We start from the raw sequence: 14,463 nt of genomic DNA, 5'->3' as shown, positions 1-14,463 counted from the left end.
TCCTCTCCCGTTCGCGCCGACGAGTAGACTTCTGTCTAGTCGTTGAACATAAGTCGCCGTGGAGGTTCTGTCAAACGTGCCCGGATCACGAACCGGCGAGACCGCTTCGCCCGGCCACATCCTCGCGCTGCTGCGCGCGGAGGGACCGCTCACCCGCCAGGAGCTCCAGACCCGCACGGGGCTCTCGCGGGCGACCATGGTCGAGCGCCTCGACGTGCTCCATCGCCTGCGGCTGCTGCGCCCGACCGGATTTCGGGCGTCCAGCGGCGGCCGTCCGGCGGAGATGCTGGCCGCCAACGACGTGGGGCACACCGCGCTGGTCGCCGACATCGGGCAACGCCACTGCACCGTGGCCGTGGCCGACCTCCACGGCACCGTGTTCACGCAGGAGCACCGGCCTCTGCCCTACGGGCACCCGCCCGCCGAAACCCTGCCCTATCTCCTCGAAACCGGACGCGGCCTGTTGAAGGCGACTTCTCGCGCGGAGAGCCTGAGCGCCGTCGGGCTGAGTGTGCCCGGGCAGATCGACCACGACGAAGGCACCACCATCGCCCCGCCGACGATGTCCGGCTGGCTGGGAGTGCGGCTGCGTGAGGAGATTTCCCGGGAACTGCCGGTCCCGGTCTTCCTCGAAAATGACGCCAACGCCTTGGCCTTCGGCGCCCACTGCGAACTCGGGCGGCCGGACGCGGCGCTGGTCGGGGTCAAGGTGGGCACCGGCATCGGAGCCGGGATGGTGATCTCCGGGCGCGTCCATCGTGGCGAGACCGGCTCGGCCGGGGAAATCGGGCACATCCGGATCGAGGGCGACGAGCGGCGATGCGACTGCGGGCGACGCGGCTGCGTCTCGGCCATCGCCGGCGGGAAGGCGCTCATCCGGGACCTGCGGCATTCCGGGGTGCGCTCCACCGACGACCTGATCCGCCGGGTCTGGGACGGAAACGCCGACGCCTCCCGGCTCACGGCCGCGGCCGGGCGCCTGGTCGGCACCGTGCTGGCCACCGTCGTCACCATCGTCAACCCGCGCTACGTCCGGGTCGGCGGAGAGATCGGGGTGCTGCCACCGTTCCTGCGAGGGCTGCGCGAGGCCGTACTGGCCAACGCGCACGCCAGCTCGCTGGACGGAATCAGCGTCGAGCCGTGCGCCCTCGGCTCGAACACCACGCTGACCGGAGTGGCAGGCCTGGTCGCCGACGAACTTCTCGCTCCCGCCGCCGTCGACGCCCTCGTCGCTCGTTCCGGAGGAAGCCCGGACCAGGCCTGAGCGACCCGCCTACTTCCGCCGGAACAGCTTCGAACCGAGCCAGACGATCGGGTCGTAGCTCCGGTCGACCACTCGCTCCTTCATCGGGATGAGCGCGTTGTCGGTGATGTGGATGTTCTCGGGGCACACCTCGGTGCAGCACTTGGTGATGTTGCACAGACCGAGGCCGTGCTCGGACTGCGCCGCCTCACGCCGGTCCGCCACGTCGAGCGGATGCATTTCGAGCTCCGCGATCCGCATGAGGTAGCGCGGGCCGGCGAAGTTCTCCTTGTTCTCTTCGTGGTCACGCACCACGTGGCAGGTGTTCTGGCACAGGAAGCACTCGATGCACTTGCGGAACTCCTGCGAACGCTCCACGTCCACCTGCTGCATCCGGTATTCACCGGGCTTGAGCCCTTCCGGTGGCGTGAAGGACGGGATCTCGCGCGCCTTGGTGTAGTTGAAGGAAACGTCGGTGACCAGGTCGCGCATCACCGGGAACGTCCGCATCGGCGTGACGGTGATGACCTCGCTCTCGTCGAAGGTCGACATGCGGGTCATGCACAGCAGCCGGGGCCGCCCGTTGATCTCGGCCGAGCACGAGCCGCACTTGCCCGCCTTGCAGTTCCACCGCACGGCCAGGTCCGGGGCCTGGGTCGCCTGCAGCCGGTGGATGATGTCCAGCACGACCTCACCCTCGTTGACCTCGACGACGAAGTCCTGCAACGCGCCACCGTCGGCGTCACCACGCCACACCCGGAAATTCGCCTTGTAGCTCACGCTGTCTCCTTCGCGATTTTGCGCGCGACCGCGATCGCGTCGCCAGGGCGCTCTTCGGGGAGGCAAGAAACGTCAGACGGAAGGGCGCCCTGCCGCCCTGATGCGGGGATCCGGGGGCTTGCCCCCAGTAGGGGTGTGGGGGCCTTGCCCCCATAAAACACCGGAGAAAGGCCGCGCGCGTACCGGTAACCCCGAGTGCCGCGACTTGCGCTGCTCACACTTGCTCCTTCGCGGTGGCGGGACTTGCGTTGTTCACGCCTGCCTCCCGGGGTGGCTCGCCAGTTCGCCTTCGGTGTAGTACTTCTCGAGCTCGCCCAGTTCGAAAAGCTCGAGGAGGTCCTGGCGCATCGGCTCCTGGTCCTTCGGCGTCACGATCACGTCTTCACCGTCCACAGTGCACACCAGGAGCTTGTTGCGCCAGTTCGAGTCCATCTGAGGATGGTCGTCGCGGGTGTGCCCACCCCGGCTTTCGGTGCGCAGCAGCGCCGCACGCGCGACGCACTCGCTGACCATGAGCATGTTCCGCAGATCGAGGGCGAGGTGCCAGCCCGGGTTGAACTGGCGGTGCCCCTCGACCGTGACGTTGCGGACGCGCTTCTTGATCTCTTCGAGCTTCGCCAGCGCGCGCGAGATCTCGTCGGCCTTGCGGATGATGCCCACCAGGTCGTTCATCGTCTGCTGGAGTTCACTGTGGAGGGTGTACGGGTTCTCCGCGGCACCTTCCGCCGGCGGGTCGAAGGGAACCACCGCCGTCCGCGCCGCGGAGTCCACGGCGGACTGCGCGACGGCCGGGCGGCTCTCCAGGGAGTCCACATAGGAGGCCGCGCCGAGTCCCGCACGACGGCCGAACACGAGCAGGTCGGACAGCGAGTTACCGCCGAGGCGGTTGGACCCGTGCATCCCGCCCGAGCATTCGCCCGCGGCGAACAAGCCCGGCACCGTCGACGACCCGGTGTCGGGGTCGACCTCGATCCCGCCCATCACGTAGTGACAGGTCGGCCCGACCTCCATCGGCTCGGCGGTGATGTCCACATCGGCCAGTTCCTTGAACTGGTGGTACATCGAGGGCAGGCGCTTCTTGATCTCCTCGGGAGTGAGCCTGCTCGCGATGTCGAGGAACACCCCGCCGTGGGGCGACCCGCGGCCCGCCTTGACCTCGGAGTTGATCGCCCGGGCCACCTCGTCCCGCGGCAGCAGGTCCGGGGTGCGCCGGTTGTTCTCCTGGTCGGTGTACCAGCGGTCGGCCTCTTCCTCGCTGTCCGCGTACTGGCCCTTGAACACGTCCGGGACGTATTCGAACATGAACCGCTTGCCTTCGGAGTTCTTGAGCACGCCACCGTCGCCCCGCACACCCTCGGTCACCAGGATGCCCTTGACGCTGGGCGGCCAGACCATGCCGGTCGGGTGGAACTGCACGAACTCCATGTTGATCAGGGTCGCGCCCGCCCGCAGCGCCAGCGCGTGCCCGTCGCCGGTGTACTCCCAGGAGTTCGAGGTGACCTTGAACGACTTGCCGATGCCCCCGGTCGCCAGCACCACCGCGGGCGCCTCGAACAGGATGAACCGGCCGCTCTCGCGCCAGTACCCGAAGGCACCGGAGATCCGGCCTTCCTCGTCGGTCATCAGTTCGGTGATCGTGCACTCGGCGAACACCTTCAGCTTCGCCTCGTAGTCACCGTGGGTCTTGAAATCCTCCTGCTGCAGCGAAACGATCTTCTGCTGCATGGTGCGGATGAGCTCGAGCCCGGTGCGGTCGCCCACGTGAGCCAGACGCGGATAGGTGTGGCCGCCGAAGTTGCGCTGGCTGATCCGGCCGTCGGCGGTCCGGTCGAAGAGCGCCCCGTAGGTCTCCAGCTCCCAGACCCGGTCGGGAGCCTCCTTGGCGTGCAGTTCGGCCATGCGCCAGTTGTTCAGGAACTTGCCGCCGCGCATGGTGTCGCGGAAGTGCACCTGCCAGTTGTCGTTGGGGTTGGCGTTGCCCATCGACGCCGCGCATCCGCCTTCGGCCATCACCGTGTGCGCCTTGCCGAACAGCGACTTGCACACCACCGCGACCGAGAGCCCGCGCTGGCGGGCTTCGATGACCGCGCGCAGCCCGGCGCCCCCGGCACCGATCACCACGACGTCGTAGCTGTGCCGTTCCACTTCGGTCATCCGGATGCCACCTTAAGAAAATTGCGGAAAATGATGTTCAGCGCGGTAGTCAGTTCACGAAACGCGGGTCCGGGAAGACGCCGCTGGACACCAGCATCACGTACAGGTCGGTGAGGACCAGCGTGCCGAGCGTGGTCCAGGCGAGCTGCATGTGCCGGTTGTTCAGTTTCGTGATCTGGGTCCACATCCAGTATCGGACCGGATGCCGGGAGAAATGCTTCAGCCGCCCGCCGGTGATGTGCCGGCAGGAATGACAGGAAACCGTGTACGCCCACAGCAGCACGACGTTGGCGACCAGGATGACATTGCCCAGGCCGAAGCCGAACCCGCCGGTCTTGCCGTGGAACGCCACGATCGCGTCGTAGGTGTTGATCACCGAGACGATCGCCGCCACGTAGAAGAAGTACCGGTGCACGTTCTGCACGATCAGTGGCAGCCGCGTCTCCCCGGTGTATTTGGCGTGCGGTTCGGCGACCGCGCACGCGGGCGGGGAGAACCAGACCGAGCGGTAGTAGGCCTTGCGGTAGTAATAGCAGGTCAGCCGGAATCCCAGGAGGAACGGCAACGCGATGAAGCCGAGGGGGATGAACGACGGCAGGTCACCGAACGGGGTGCCGAAATGACTGGAACCGGGCACGCACGAGGTGGACAGGCACGGTGAATAGAACGGCGTCAGGTAGTGGTAGTCGGCCACCCAGTAGGCGGTCCGCACGAACGACCTGATCGTCGCGTAGACGACGAACGTGCCCAGCCCCAGGACGGTGAGCAGGGGCTGGAGCCACCACCGGTCCGTCCGGAGGGTGCGCGCGGCGATACTCGCGCGGCCGGGAGCGCCCACGCCTTCGGCGGGGCTACCGGCACCAGGAGACTTGGTGGGCGCGCTCATGCCTGATCACGGTGGTGGCCACCGATCCCTTCGTCGTCCGCGCCTTGCCACAGCGACGGGTCGTAAGGCCCCTCGGGGATCTTCACGATCTCGGAGCGGTCGAGGAAACCGGGGGATTTCGGCTGGCGTGGGATCGGGGCCTCCAGGTCTTTCGCGTCGATATCGAGGCGTTCGACGTCGTTGGCTAGTCTGCGGACCGCCGAGGCGTCGCCGTAGCGAGACCGTAGCGCGCCCACGCACTGCCGCAGCTGCCCGATCGCCCGGCGAAGCTCCGCGAGTTCCGCGGTGGTGCCCATCTTCCACCTCCGTTGGTGAGCGTCCGGCAGAGCCCCCTCTCTCGGTGGGGACTCTGCCGCTAACGCGTGCTTGTGACAAGTAGCACAAGCCAGGTTGTTCCCGTGATCGAGGTCACCTTAAACGATCATCTGGATCGATTTGGCCGAGCACGCTTATCGTCATCATGGGGACCGCTGGCAAAGCCGTGAGGAGCTGATCCGTGAAGCACGAACTGCTGGACCTTTCGCCGGTGATGCCCGTCGTGGTGGTTGACGACGCCGACGCCGCCGTCGGAGCGGCACGGGCGTTGCTGGCCGGCGGGATCAAGGTGATCGAGTTGACCCTGCGCACCGACGTCGCCCTCGCGGCGATCGAGCGGGTGGCTTCGGCGGTGCCGGACATCGTCGTCGGCGCCGGCACCGTCACCACGGCCGGACAGGCGAGACAAGCCGCCGACGCGGGCGCGTCCTTCCTGGTGACGCCCGGCTGTACCGAGCGTCTGCTGGAGGCCGCCTCGAGTACCGGCCTGCCGTTCCTGCCCGGAGTGAGCACCGTGTCCGAGGCGATGCGGCTGGCCGAGCACGGGGTGAGCGCGCTCAAGTTCTTCCCGGCCGAGCCCAGTGGGGGCGTCGCCTACCTCAAGGCGATCGCCGGGCCGCTGCCGTCACTGCGGTTCTGCCCGACCGGCGGGATCACGCCGGACAACGCGCCCGGCTACCTTGCGCTGCCCACCGTCGCATGCGTCGGCGGGTCGTGGCTGACACCCCGGGATGCCTTGTCGGCCAAGGACTTCGCCCGGATCGAGACCCTCGCGCGGAAGGCCGCGGCCCTGCGCTGACCGACGCCGGTTTCCTGCGGAGACCGCGCGGACTCACTAGGCTCTCCTCCACAGACGCGCGCCCCGGCGACCGCACAGGGAGAACCCTCGTGTCTTGGGACTGGTTCACCGATCCCGGTTACTGGGCGGCACGGCTCGCGTTCCAGCGGATGCTGGCCGCGATCTATCTCATCGCTTTCGTGGTCGCGGCGAACCAGTTCCGCGCGCTCATCGGCGCGCACGGTCTGCTGCCCGTGCCCGAGTACGTTCGCCGTGTCTCGTTCCGGCGGTCACCCAGCCTTTTCCACTGGCACTACTCGGACCGGTTCTTCGCCGCCGTCGCGTGGATTGGTGCCGCCGTGTCGGCCACGTTGGTCGCCGGGTTGTTCGACTCGGCACCGGTGTGGGCGTCCATGCTCGCGTGGGCGGTGCCCTGGGCGCTGTACCAGTCGATCGTCAATGTGGGCCAGATCTGGTACGGCTTCGGCTGGGAATCACTCCTCCTGGAAACCGGTTTCCTGGCGATCTTTCTCGGTCCGGCCGACACCGCGCCGCCCGTGCTGGTGCTGTGGTTGCTGCGATGGCTCCTGTTCCGGGTCGAGTTCGGCGCCGGCATGATCAAGATGCGGGGCGACCAGTGCTGGCGCGACTTGACCTGCCTGTACTACCACCACGAAACCCAGCCGATGCCCGGACCGGCGAGCTGGTATTTCCACCACCTTCCCCGGCCGCTGCACCGGATCGAGGTCCTGGCGAGCCATTTCACCCAGCTCGTCGTGCCGTTCGTGCTGTTCGCGCCACAGCCCGCCGCCGGGCTGGCCGCCGCCTGCATGATCGTGACGCAGGGATGGCTGGTACTCAGCGGCAACTTCTCGTGGCTCAACGTTCTCACCATCACGCTGGCAGTGTCCGTTTTGGACACTTCGATCCTGCGTGTTCCGCCGTCCGGCTCGGTGGAACTTCCGTTCTGGTACCGGATTCTCGTCATCCTGGTGACCGCGCTCGTGGTGGCACTGAGCTACCGGCCCGCCCGCAACCTCGTCGGGCGGCGGCAGGTGATGAACTACAGCTTCGACCGGCTGCATCTGGTGAACACCTACGGCGCGTTCGGGTCCATCACCAAGGTCCGCCACGAAGTCGTCATCGAGGGCACCGACGAACCGGAGCTGACCACGGACACGGTGTGGCACGAGTACGAGTTCAAGGGCAAGCCCGGCGACCCACGCCGACGCCCCCGGCAAATCGCGCCGTACCATTTGCGGCTCGACTGGATGCTGTGGTTCGTCTCGCTCTCTCCCGGATACGGCGCCACCTGGCTGCCGAAGCTGGCCGAGAAGCTTCTCGCTGCGGACAAGGCGACTCTCAAGCTGCTCCGGCACGACCCCTTCGAGGGCTCTTCCCCGAGGTTCCTGCGGGCCCGCCTGTTCCGCTACCGCTACACGACCTGGCGGGAGCGGAAGGAGACCGGCGCCTGGTGGGTTCGCGAGCCCGAGGGCCCGCTGCTGCGAACGGGCACGCTCGGTCCGGAAGGCACGCTCCTGCCGGTCCGGGACGCCTGACCACGGAAAGAACCGGTTTAGTTCTCCGTGGTCAGGTCGTCCAGGAGGGTCGTCTCGGCGCCTGCCTGCTTGAGCTCCTCGCGGACCACGGTGTAGGCGAGGCCCTGCGAGTAGCCCTTGCGGGCCAGAGTGCCGAGCAGGCGACGCGTGGCGGTCTGCTCGTCGAGACGGGTCATCGAGCGCAAACGCTTGCGTACCAGTTCGCGGGCACGCTGTTCCTCGGACTCCCGGTCGATCTCCCCCGCCGCGAGCGTGGCGACCTCGCCGTCCACCCCCTTGCGCTTGAGTTCGGCGACGAGCGCGCTTCGCGCCAAGCCCTGATAGGCGTGCCGGGAACGCACCCACTGTTCGGCGAACGCGGCGTCGTCGATCAGTTTCGCGTTGTCCAGCTTGCCGAGCAGGGTTTCCCGGAGCTCGTCGTCAAACCCCTTACGGCGCAGGGCCTGCCGAAGTTCCTCCTTGGTCCGCGGCCGTGCGGCCAGGAGATCGAAACAGATCTCCTTGGCCTTCCGCCAAGCCTCTTCCGGCGACAGTTCTTCCGGATCCCGCTTCGCCATGGACGGTCTCAGAAGTCCACCGGGGCCGGCGCGCCTTCCTCGGCGTCCACCTGCGGCCCGATACCGAGCTTCTCCTTGATCCGCTTCTCGATCTCGTTGGCGATGTCGGGGTTGTCGCGCAGGAACTTCCGCGCGTTCTCCTTGCCCTGGCCGAGCTGGTCGCCCTCGTAGGTGTACCAGGCACCGGACTTGCGAAGGATGCCCTGATCGACGCCCATGTCGATGAGCGAACCCTCGCGGGAGACACCCTGCCCGTAGAGCATGTCGAACTCGGCCTGCTTGAACGGCGGAGCGACCTTGTTCTTCACCACCTTGACGCGGGTGCGGTTGCCGACCGCCTCGCCGCTGTCCTTGAGGGTCTCGATCCGCCGGATGTCCAGCCGGACGGAGGCGTAGAACTTCAGCGCCTTGCCACCGGTCGTCGTCTCCGGGCTGCCGAACATCACGCCGACCTTCTCGCGCAACTGGTTGATGAAGATCGCGGTGGTGCCGGAGTTGCTCAGCGCTCCGGTGATCTTGCGCAGGGCCTGGCTCATCAGGCGGGCCTGCAGGCCCACGTGCGAGTCGCCCATCTCGCCCTCGATCTCCGCGCGGGGCACCAGCGCGGCGACCGAGTCGATCACCAGGATGTCCAGCGCGCCGGAGCGGATCAGCATGTCCGCGATCTCCAGCGCCTGTTCACCGGTGTCCGGCTGGGAGACCAGCAGCGCGTCGGTGTCCACGCCGATGGCCTTGGCGTACTCCGGGTCGAGCGCGTGCTCGGCGTCGATGAACGCCGCGATACCGCCGGCGGCCTGCGCGTTGGCCACGGCGTGCAACGCGATCGTCGTCTTACCGGAGGACTCCGGTCCGTAGATCTCCACGACGCGGCCACGGGGCAGGCCGCCGATGCCGAGGGCGATGTCGAGGGCGATGGCGCCGGTCGGGATGACGGCGATCGGCGCGCGGCCCTCGTCGCCGAGACGCATCACCGAGCCCTTGCCGTACTGCTTGTCGATCTGGGCCAGGGCGAGCTCGAGGGCCTTGTCCCGGTCGGGTGCTGCGGGCATTGGAATCCACCTCGCTGGTCAGAGCCTGTGGGGCTGATTACGGGTTTTGAGCTTTCGGCCCGACGCTACGGGCGGGGTACGACAATTCCGGGGGCCACCAGTTCCGGCCGTCTCCGGATCGCCGATGCCCCACACGATAGCCGAACACGTGTTCGAGGCAAGTACTGACACACCATCGGGGCAAGATTTTTTTCCGGACGCCTCACCGGCGTTCGGCGGGGACGTCGAACGCCTGGCAGACCTCGCGCCAGATCTCCTTCGCGGGGACGCCCGCCGCCAGCGCCTGTTCGACGGTGCGGCCGCCCAGCCCGCTGAACACGTGGTCGGTGGCCAGCACCTCGGCCCGGGCCGGGCCGAACTCGTCGGCCATCAGCCTGCGGAAAACGGTGATACGCATCGGGGATCAAGGGTAGGCCGCGACCCGCCGCGGGGAACGGCTGGGCCGACCTGCCCCTCGCCCGCCGCGCGGAATTGTCGGTGGGTGGGTTCAAGATGGTGGATGTGAGCGATGCGCTGGCGCTGTTCTCCCCCGCGACCCGGGACTGGTTCGCCGGGGCCTTCGCCGCGCCCACCGAGGCGCAGGCCGGCGCCTGGGTGGCGGCGCGGGAGGGCGAGCACGCGCTGGTGGTCGCCCCCACCGGGTCCGGCAAGACGCTCGCGGCCTTCCTCTGGGCGCTCGACCGCCTCGCCACCGGTCCGCCTCCGGAGAGCCCGGGGCGGCGGTGCCGCGTGCTCTACGTGTCGCCGTTGAAGGCCCTGGCCGTGGACGTCCAGCGCAACCTGCGGGCGCCCCTGGCCGGAATATCGCAGGCTTCCCGCAGGCTGGGGAGCCCTGCCCCGGAGATCACCGTCGGCATGCGCACCGGCGACACGCCCGCTTCGGAACGAAGGTCGTTCGGCCGCACCCCACCGGACATCCTGGTCACCACCCCGGAGTCGCTGTTCCTCATCCTCACCTCGTCGGCGCGCGAGTCGCTGCGCGGGGTGGAAACGGTGATCGTGGACGAGGTGCACGCGGTCGCGGGCACCAAGCGCGGCGCCCACCTCGCGCTGTCGCTGGAGCGCCTGGACGCCCTGCTCCCGCGCCCCGCGCAGCGGATCGGGCTGTCGGCCACCGTCCGTCCGGTCGACGAGGTGAGCGCGTTCCTTGGCGGGGCACGGCCGGTGCGCGTCGTGCACCCGAAGCCGCTCAAGACGATCGAAGTACGCGTCGAAGTCCCCGTGGAGGACATGGCGAACCTCGACGCCCCGGCTCCCGCCGAACCCCCGGCGGGCTTCCCGCCGCTGCCTTCCGAAGGAGGCATCGGCACCCAGGAGGAGATCGGCGGCTCGGCGGTGCGCCGTCCCTCGATCTGGCCCGCGGTCGAGGAACGGGTGCTCGACCTCATCCGCGGGCACCGCTCGACGATCGTGTTCGCCAATTCGCGACGGCTCACCGAACGGCTCACCGCCCGGCTCAACGAACTCGCCGCCGAGAACACCGAACTCCAGGCCGGACAACGGTTTCCGGCGGAGGCGATCGGCGAGTCGGGGCTGACCACGGGCGCCGTCGCCACGGTCGCCAAGGCACACCACGGATCGATGTCGCGCGAGCAGCGCACCCACGTCGAGGAGGAACTGAAGTCCGGCAGGCTGCCCTGTGTCGTGGCCACCTCCTCCCTCGAGCTCGGCATCGACATGGGCGCGGTCGACCTCGTGGTGCAGATCGAAGCGCCGCCGACGGTCGCCTCGGGGCTCCAGCGGGTCGGCCGCGCCGGTCACCAGGTGGGTGCCGTGTCGACCGGGGTGATGTTCCCCAAGTTCCGCGGCGACCTGGTCTCCTGCGCGGTGGTGTCGGAACGGATGACAGCGGGCGCCATCGAGGCGGTCCGGTATCCGCGCAACCCGCTGGACGTGCTCGCCCAGCACGTCGTGTCGATGGTCGCGCTGGAGCCGTGGACGGTGGCCGGACTGGGCACCGTGCTCCGCCGCGCGGCCCCGTTCACCTCGCTGCCGGACGACGCGCTGCTGGCCGTGCTGGACATGCTCGCCGGCCGGTATCCGAGCGAGGAGTTCGGCGAGCTGCGGCCACGGATCACCTGGGACCGGGTGACCGGTGAGCTGCGGGGCCGTCCCGGTGCCCAGCGGCTCGCCGTCACCTCCGGCGGCACCATCCCGGATCGCGGCCTGTTCACCGTGACCACTCCCGGCGAAGAGGGCAGGCCCGGATCGCGGGTCGGCGAGCTGGACGAGGAGATGGTCTACGAATCCCGGGTCGGCGACACGATCCTGCTCGGCACCTCCTCCTGGCGGGTCACCGACATCACCCACGACCGGGTCATCGTGGTGCCCGCGCCCGGCGAGCCGGCCAGGATGCCGTTCTGGAAGGGGGACGCGCCGGGCCGTCCACTGGAACTCGGCCGGGCGCTCGGCGCGTTCGTCCGCGAACTGTCCACATCGGACTCCGCCACGGCGCGGGCGCGGGCCGCCGCGGCGGGGCTCGACGATCGTGCCCGCGACAACCTGCTGGCCTATCTGGACGAGCAGCGGTCCGCGACCCGCCACATCCCCAACGACCGCACGCTGTTGCTCGAGCGCTTCCGGGACGAGCTCGGCGACTGGCGGGTCGTGCTGCACTCACCGTTCGGCGCGCAGGTGAACGCGCCGTGGGCGCTGGCGATCGCCGCCCGACTGCGGGAGAACAGGGGCGTCGACGCGCAGGTCATGCACTCCGACGACGGGATCGTGCTGCGCCTGCCCGACGCGCTGGACGCCGACGGGTCCGAGGTGACGATCGGCGGCCAGGACGTGCTGATCGAACCCGAGGAGGTCGAGCAGCTGATCGTCGCCGAGGTCGGGAGCTCGGCGCTGTTCGCGGCACGGTTCCGCGAGTGCGCGGCGCGCTCGCTCCTGCTGCCCAGGCGTGATCCGCGCCGCCGGACGCCGTTGTGGCAGCAACGGCAACGCGCTTCGCAACTGCTCGCCGTCGCCGCCAAATACGAGCGGTTCCCGGTGGTCCTGGAGGCCATGCGGGAATGCCTCCAGGACGTCTACGACGTGGGCGGCCTGCGTGAGCTGATGAGCGACGTGCGAGCGCGGCGGGTCCGGGTCGTGGAGGTGGAGACGCCCTCGGCATCGCCGTTCGCCCGCAGCCTGATGTTCGGTTACGTCGGCATGTTCCTCTACGAGACCGACGCGCCGCTGGCCGAGCGGCGAGCGGCGGCGCTGTCCCTGGATTCGGCGCTGCTGGCGGAACTGCTGGGCACCGAAGCCATCCGGGAACTGCTCGACGCCGACGTGGTGGCCGAGGTCGAGCGTTCCCTGCAGAGGCTGGATCCCGAGCGTCACGCCAGGGACCTCGAAGACGCCGCCGACCTGCTGCGCTTTCTCGGCGACCTGACCGTGGTCGAGGCCGGGGCCCGGGGCGTGCGGCTGGAGTGGCTGGACGAACTGGCGGCCCGGCGCCGGGTGATCCGGGTGCGGATCGCCGGGGAAGATCGCGTGATCGGCATCGAAGACGCGGGACGGGTGCGTGACGCGCTCGGGGTGGCCCTGCCGATCGGTGTCCCCGAGGTGTTCACCGAACCGGTCGCCGACCCGCTCGGCGACCTGCTGATCCGCTACGCGCGCACGCGCGGCCCGTTCCGGGCGCGGCAGGCCGCGGAACGATTCGGCCTGGGCACCGCGGTCGTCACCGGAGTGCTCGACAGGCTGACTTCGGAAGGCCGGCTGGCGCGCGGCGAACTGAGCCCGATCGGCCATCCCGAAACACACGGCGCGGGCACGGAGTACTGCGACTCGGCCGTGCTGCGCAGGCTCAGACGGGCTTCGCTGGCGCGGCTGCGGGCCGAAGTGGAACCGGTGGAGCCCGCGGCGCTCGGGCGTTTCCTGCCGTCCTGGCACGGTATCGGTGCGCGGATGCGGGCCGCGCCGACGGCCGACGACGTGCTGTCCGTCGTCGAGCAACTGGCCGGTGCGCCGCTTCCGGCCAGCGCGGTGGAATCGCTGATCCTGCCGAGCAGATTGCCGGGCTACTACCCGGCTCTCCTCGACGAGTTGACCACCGCCGGCGAGGTCACCTGGGCGGGCTGCGGCGCCCTGGCCGGCGGTGACGGCTGGCTGGCGCTCGCGCCCGCGGATGTCGCGGACCTGTTGCTGCCCGAGATCGAGGAGGAGGCGCCGGGCGGCCCACTGCACGAGGCGATATTGTCCACTTTGGACGGTGGTGCGCTGTTCTTCCGCCAGTTGGTCGATCGCGCTTCGGTGCTGGTCGAACGACCGCCGGAGGACGCCGACGTGATCGCCGCGCTGTGGGACCTGGTCTGGGCGGGACGGGTCACCGGCGACACACTGGGGCCGGTGCGCGCCCTGGTCGCCGGCCGCGGCGCCGCGCACAAGCCTCGCCGGTCCGCGCCCCGCGGCCGCTACGCCCGGATGCGGGCGGGCAGGCCGGCCATGCCCTCTCGTACCGGACCGCCCACGGTCGCCGGGCGGTGGGCACTCACCCCGCCGCGCGAAACGGACCCGACGAGACGGACACACGCCCGCACCGAAGCCTTTCTGGAACGCCACGGGGTGCTCACCCGTGGCGCACTGGAGACCGAACGGGTCACCGGCGGGTTTTCCGGGATCTACAAGGTTCTTCGCGGTATGGAGGACTCCGGCCAGGTGATCCGGGGCTACGTCGTCGAGGGGCTGGGCGCCGCGCAGTTCGCCGCGCGGGGAGCCGTGGACCGGTTGCGGGCCATGTCCGACGTGCACGGTGCCCGGAGCGAGAACGCCGCGATCGTGCTCGCCGCCACCGACCCGGCCCAGCCCTACGGCGCGGCGCTGCCGTGGCCCGCGCCCAGCGGGGAGAGCCGGCATCGGCCTGCCCGCAAGTCGGGTGCGCTGGTGGTGCTCGTCGACGGGGTTCCCGTGCTCTACGTGGAACGCGGTGGGCGCTCGCTGTTGTCGTTCACCGACCAGGACCGGGTACTGCGCGCCGCGGCCGACGGACTGACCCGCGCGGTCCGGGAAGGCTGGCTCGGCCAGCTCGCGGTCGAGCGGGCCGACGGCGAACAGGCCCTCACCTCCGCCCTCGCCGAAGTGCTGCGTGACGCGGGATTCCGCGCTACCCCGAAAGGGCTAAGACTGCGCGCGTAGCGCATCTCGGTCCTCACC

11 protein-coding genes are annotated in these 14,463 nt (G+C 69.4%); 4 read left to right on the top strand and 7 right to left on the bottom strand.

All coding sequences use genetic code 11. From position 1 onward, the window contains the following. Positions 1 to 76: 76 nt before the first annotated feature. Positions 77 to 1,264, top strand: coding sequence for an ROK family transcriptional regulator (locus ACFSXZ_RS20670; protein WP_378266749.1), 1,188 nt, complete (start codon positions 77 to 79; stop codon positions 1,262 to 1,264). Positions 1,265 to 1,273: 9 nt separating this feature from the next. On the opposite strand, the gene ACFSXZ_RS20665 is transcribed toward ACFSXZ_RS20670, so the two are convergent. The 4 genes from ACFSXZ_RS20665 to ACFSXZ_RS20650 all read right to left on the bottom strand — a co-directional run bounded on the left by ACFSXZ_RS20665 (position 1,274) and on the right by ACFSXZ_RS20650 (position 5,359). Beyond that, positions 1,274 to 2,023: a succinate dehydrogenase/fumarate reductase iron-sulfur subunit gene (locus ACFSXZ_RS20665; protein WP_378266748.1), complete on the bottom strand. Its 750-nt coding sequence runs from the start codon at positions 2,021 to 2,023 to the stop codon at positions 1,274 to 1,276. Positions 2,024 to 2,275: 252 nt separating this feature from the next. Continuing rightward, on the bottom strand, positions 2,276 to 4,177 hold the full coding sequence (locus ACFSXZ_RS20660; RefSeq protein ID WP_378266747.1) for a fumarate reductase/succinate dehydrogenase flavoprotein subunit: 1,902 nt from the start codon (positions 4,175 to 4,177) through the stop codon (positions 2,276 to 2,278). A gap of 49 nt (positions 4,178 to 4,226) precedes the next feature. Beyond that, complete coding sequence (locus ACFSXZ_RS20655) at positions 4,227 to 5,063, bottom strand: hypothetical protein (protein ID WP_378266746.1); 837 nt, start codon at positions 5,061 to 5,063, stop codon at positions 4,227 to 4,229. Then, the gene (locus ACFSXZ_RS20650) at positions 5,060 to 5,359 is read right to left on the bottom strand and encodes a hypothetical protein (protein ID WP_378266745.1); all 300 of its coding nucleotides are present in this window, start codon (positions 5,357 to 5,359) and stop codon (positions 5,060 to 5,062) included. The genes ACFSXZ_RS20655 and ACFSXZ_RS20650 overlap by 4 nt, the downstream gene beginning before the upstream one ends. A gap of 200 nt (positions 5,360 to 5,559) precedes the next feature. Between ACFSXZ_RS20650 and eda the strand changes: the two genes are divergently transcribed. Both eda and ACFSXZ_RS20640 read left to right on the top strand, forming a co-directional pair. Then, positions 5,560 to 6,177, top strand: a complete 618-nt coding sequence (eda, locus tag ACFSXZ_RS20645; protein ID WP_378266744.1) for a bifunctional 4-hydroxy-2-oxoglutarate aldolase/2-dehydro-3-deoxy-phosphogluconate aldolase — start codon at positions 5,560 to 5,562, stop codon at positions 6,175 to 6,177. A gap of 89 nt (positions 6,178 to 6,266) precedes the next feature. Beyond that, a complete protein-coding gene (locus ACFSXZ_RS20640; RefSeq protein ID WP_378266743.1) occupies positions 6,267 to 7,715 on the top strand; it encodes a lipase maturation factor family protein in 1,449 nt (482 codons plus the stop codon). 17 nt (positions 7,716 to 7,732) lie between these two features. On the opposite strand, the gene ACFSXZ_RS20635 is transcribed toward ACFSXZ_RS20640, so the two are convergent. From ACFSXZ_RS20635 to ACFSXZ_RS20625, 3 genes are all read right to left on the bottom strand, one after another. Continuing rightward, positions 7,733 to 8,272 (bottom strand): regulatory protein RecX, encoded by a 540-nt coding sequence (locus tag ACFSXZ_RS20635; protein ID WP_378266742.1) that lies wholly within the window; start codon positions 8,270 to 8,272, stop codon positions 7,733 to 7,735. An 8-nt stretch (positions 8,273 to 8,280) separates the two neighbouring features. Further along, positions 8,281 to 9,321: a recombinase RecA gene (gene recA / locus ACFSXZ_RS20630; protein WP_378266741.1), complete on the bottom strand. Its 1,041-nt coding sequence runs from the start codon at positions 9,319 to 9,321 to the stop codon at positions 8,281 to 8,283. 202 nt (positions 9,322 to 9,523) lie between these two features. Continuing rightward, entirely contained in the window at positions 9,524 to 9,718 is a 195-nt protein-coding gene (locus ACFSXZ_RS20625; RefSeq protein ID WP_378266740.1) for a DUF3046 domain-containing protein, read from the bottom strand. A gap of 95 nt (positions 9,719 to 9,813) precedes the next feature. On the opposite strand from ACFSXZ_RS20625, the gene ACFSXZ_RS20620 reads away from it, so the two are divergent. Further along, the gene (locus ACFSXZ_RS20620) at positions 9,814 to 14,445 is read left to right on the top strand and encodes an ATP-dependent helicase (protein WP_378266739.1); all 4,632 of its coding nucleotides are present in this window, start codon (positions 9,814 to 9,816) and stop codon (positions 14,443 to 14,445) included. Positions 14,446 to 14,463 lie beyond the last annotated feature (18 nt).

Source organism: Amycolatopsis pigmentata, assembly GCF_042684065.1.
In the GTDB taxonomy this organism is placed as follows: Bacteria; Actinomycetota; Actinomycetes; order Mycobacteriales; family Pseudonocardiaceae; genus Amycolatopsis_E; species Amycolatopsis_E pigmentata.
The sequence above is the reverse complement of the archived record's forward strand: the minus strand, read 5'-3'. Positions and strand labels throughout refer to the sequence as shown.

Coding starts and splice junctions, on each gene's coding strand:
- ACFSXZ_RS20660 (WP_378266747.1), bottom strand. CDS start 4,177: ATGACCGAAGTGGAACGGCACAGCTACGACGTCGTGGTGATCGGTGCC.
- ACFSXZ_RS20655 (WP_378266746.1), bottom strand. CDS start 5,063: ATGAGCGCGCCCACCAAGTCTCCTGGTGCCGGTAGCCCCGCCGAAGGC.
- ACFSXZ_RS20650 (WP_378266745.1), bottom strand. CDS start 5,359: ATGGGCACCACCGCGGAACTCGCGGAGCTTCGCCGGGCGATCGGGCAG.
- ACFSXZ_RS20635 (WP_378266742.1), bottom strand. CDS start 8,272: ATGGCGAAGCGGGATCCGGAAGAACTGTCGCCGGAAGAGGCTTGGCGG.
- recA (WP_378266741.1), bottom strand. CDS start 9,321: ATGCCCGCAGCACCCGACCGGGACAAGGCCCTCGAGCTCGCCCTGGCC.
- ACFSXZ_RS20625 (WP_378266740.1), bottom strand. CDS start 9,718: ATGCGTATCACCGTTTTCCGCAGGCTGATGGCCGACGAGTTCGGCCCG.
- ACFSXZ_RS20620 (WP_378266739.1), top strand. CDS start 9,814: ATGGTGGATGTGAGCGATGCGCTGGCGCTGTTCTCCCCCGCGACCCGG.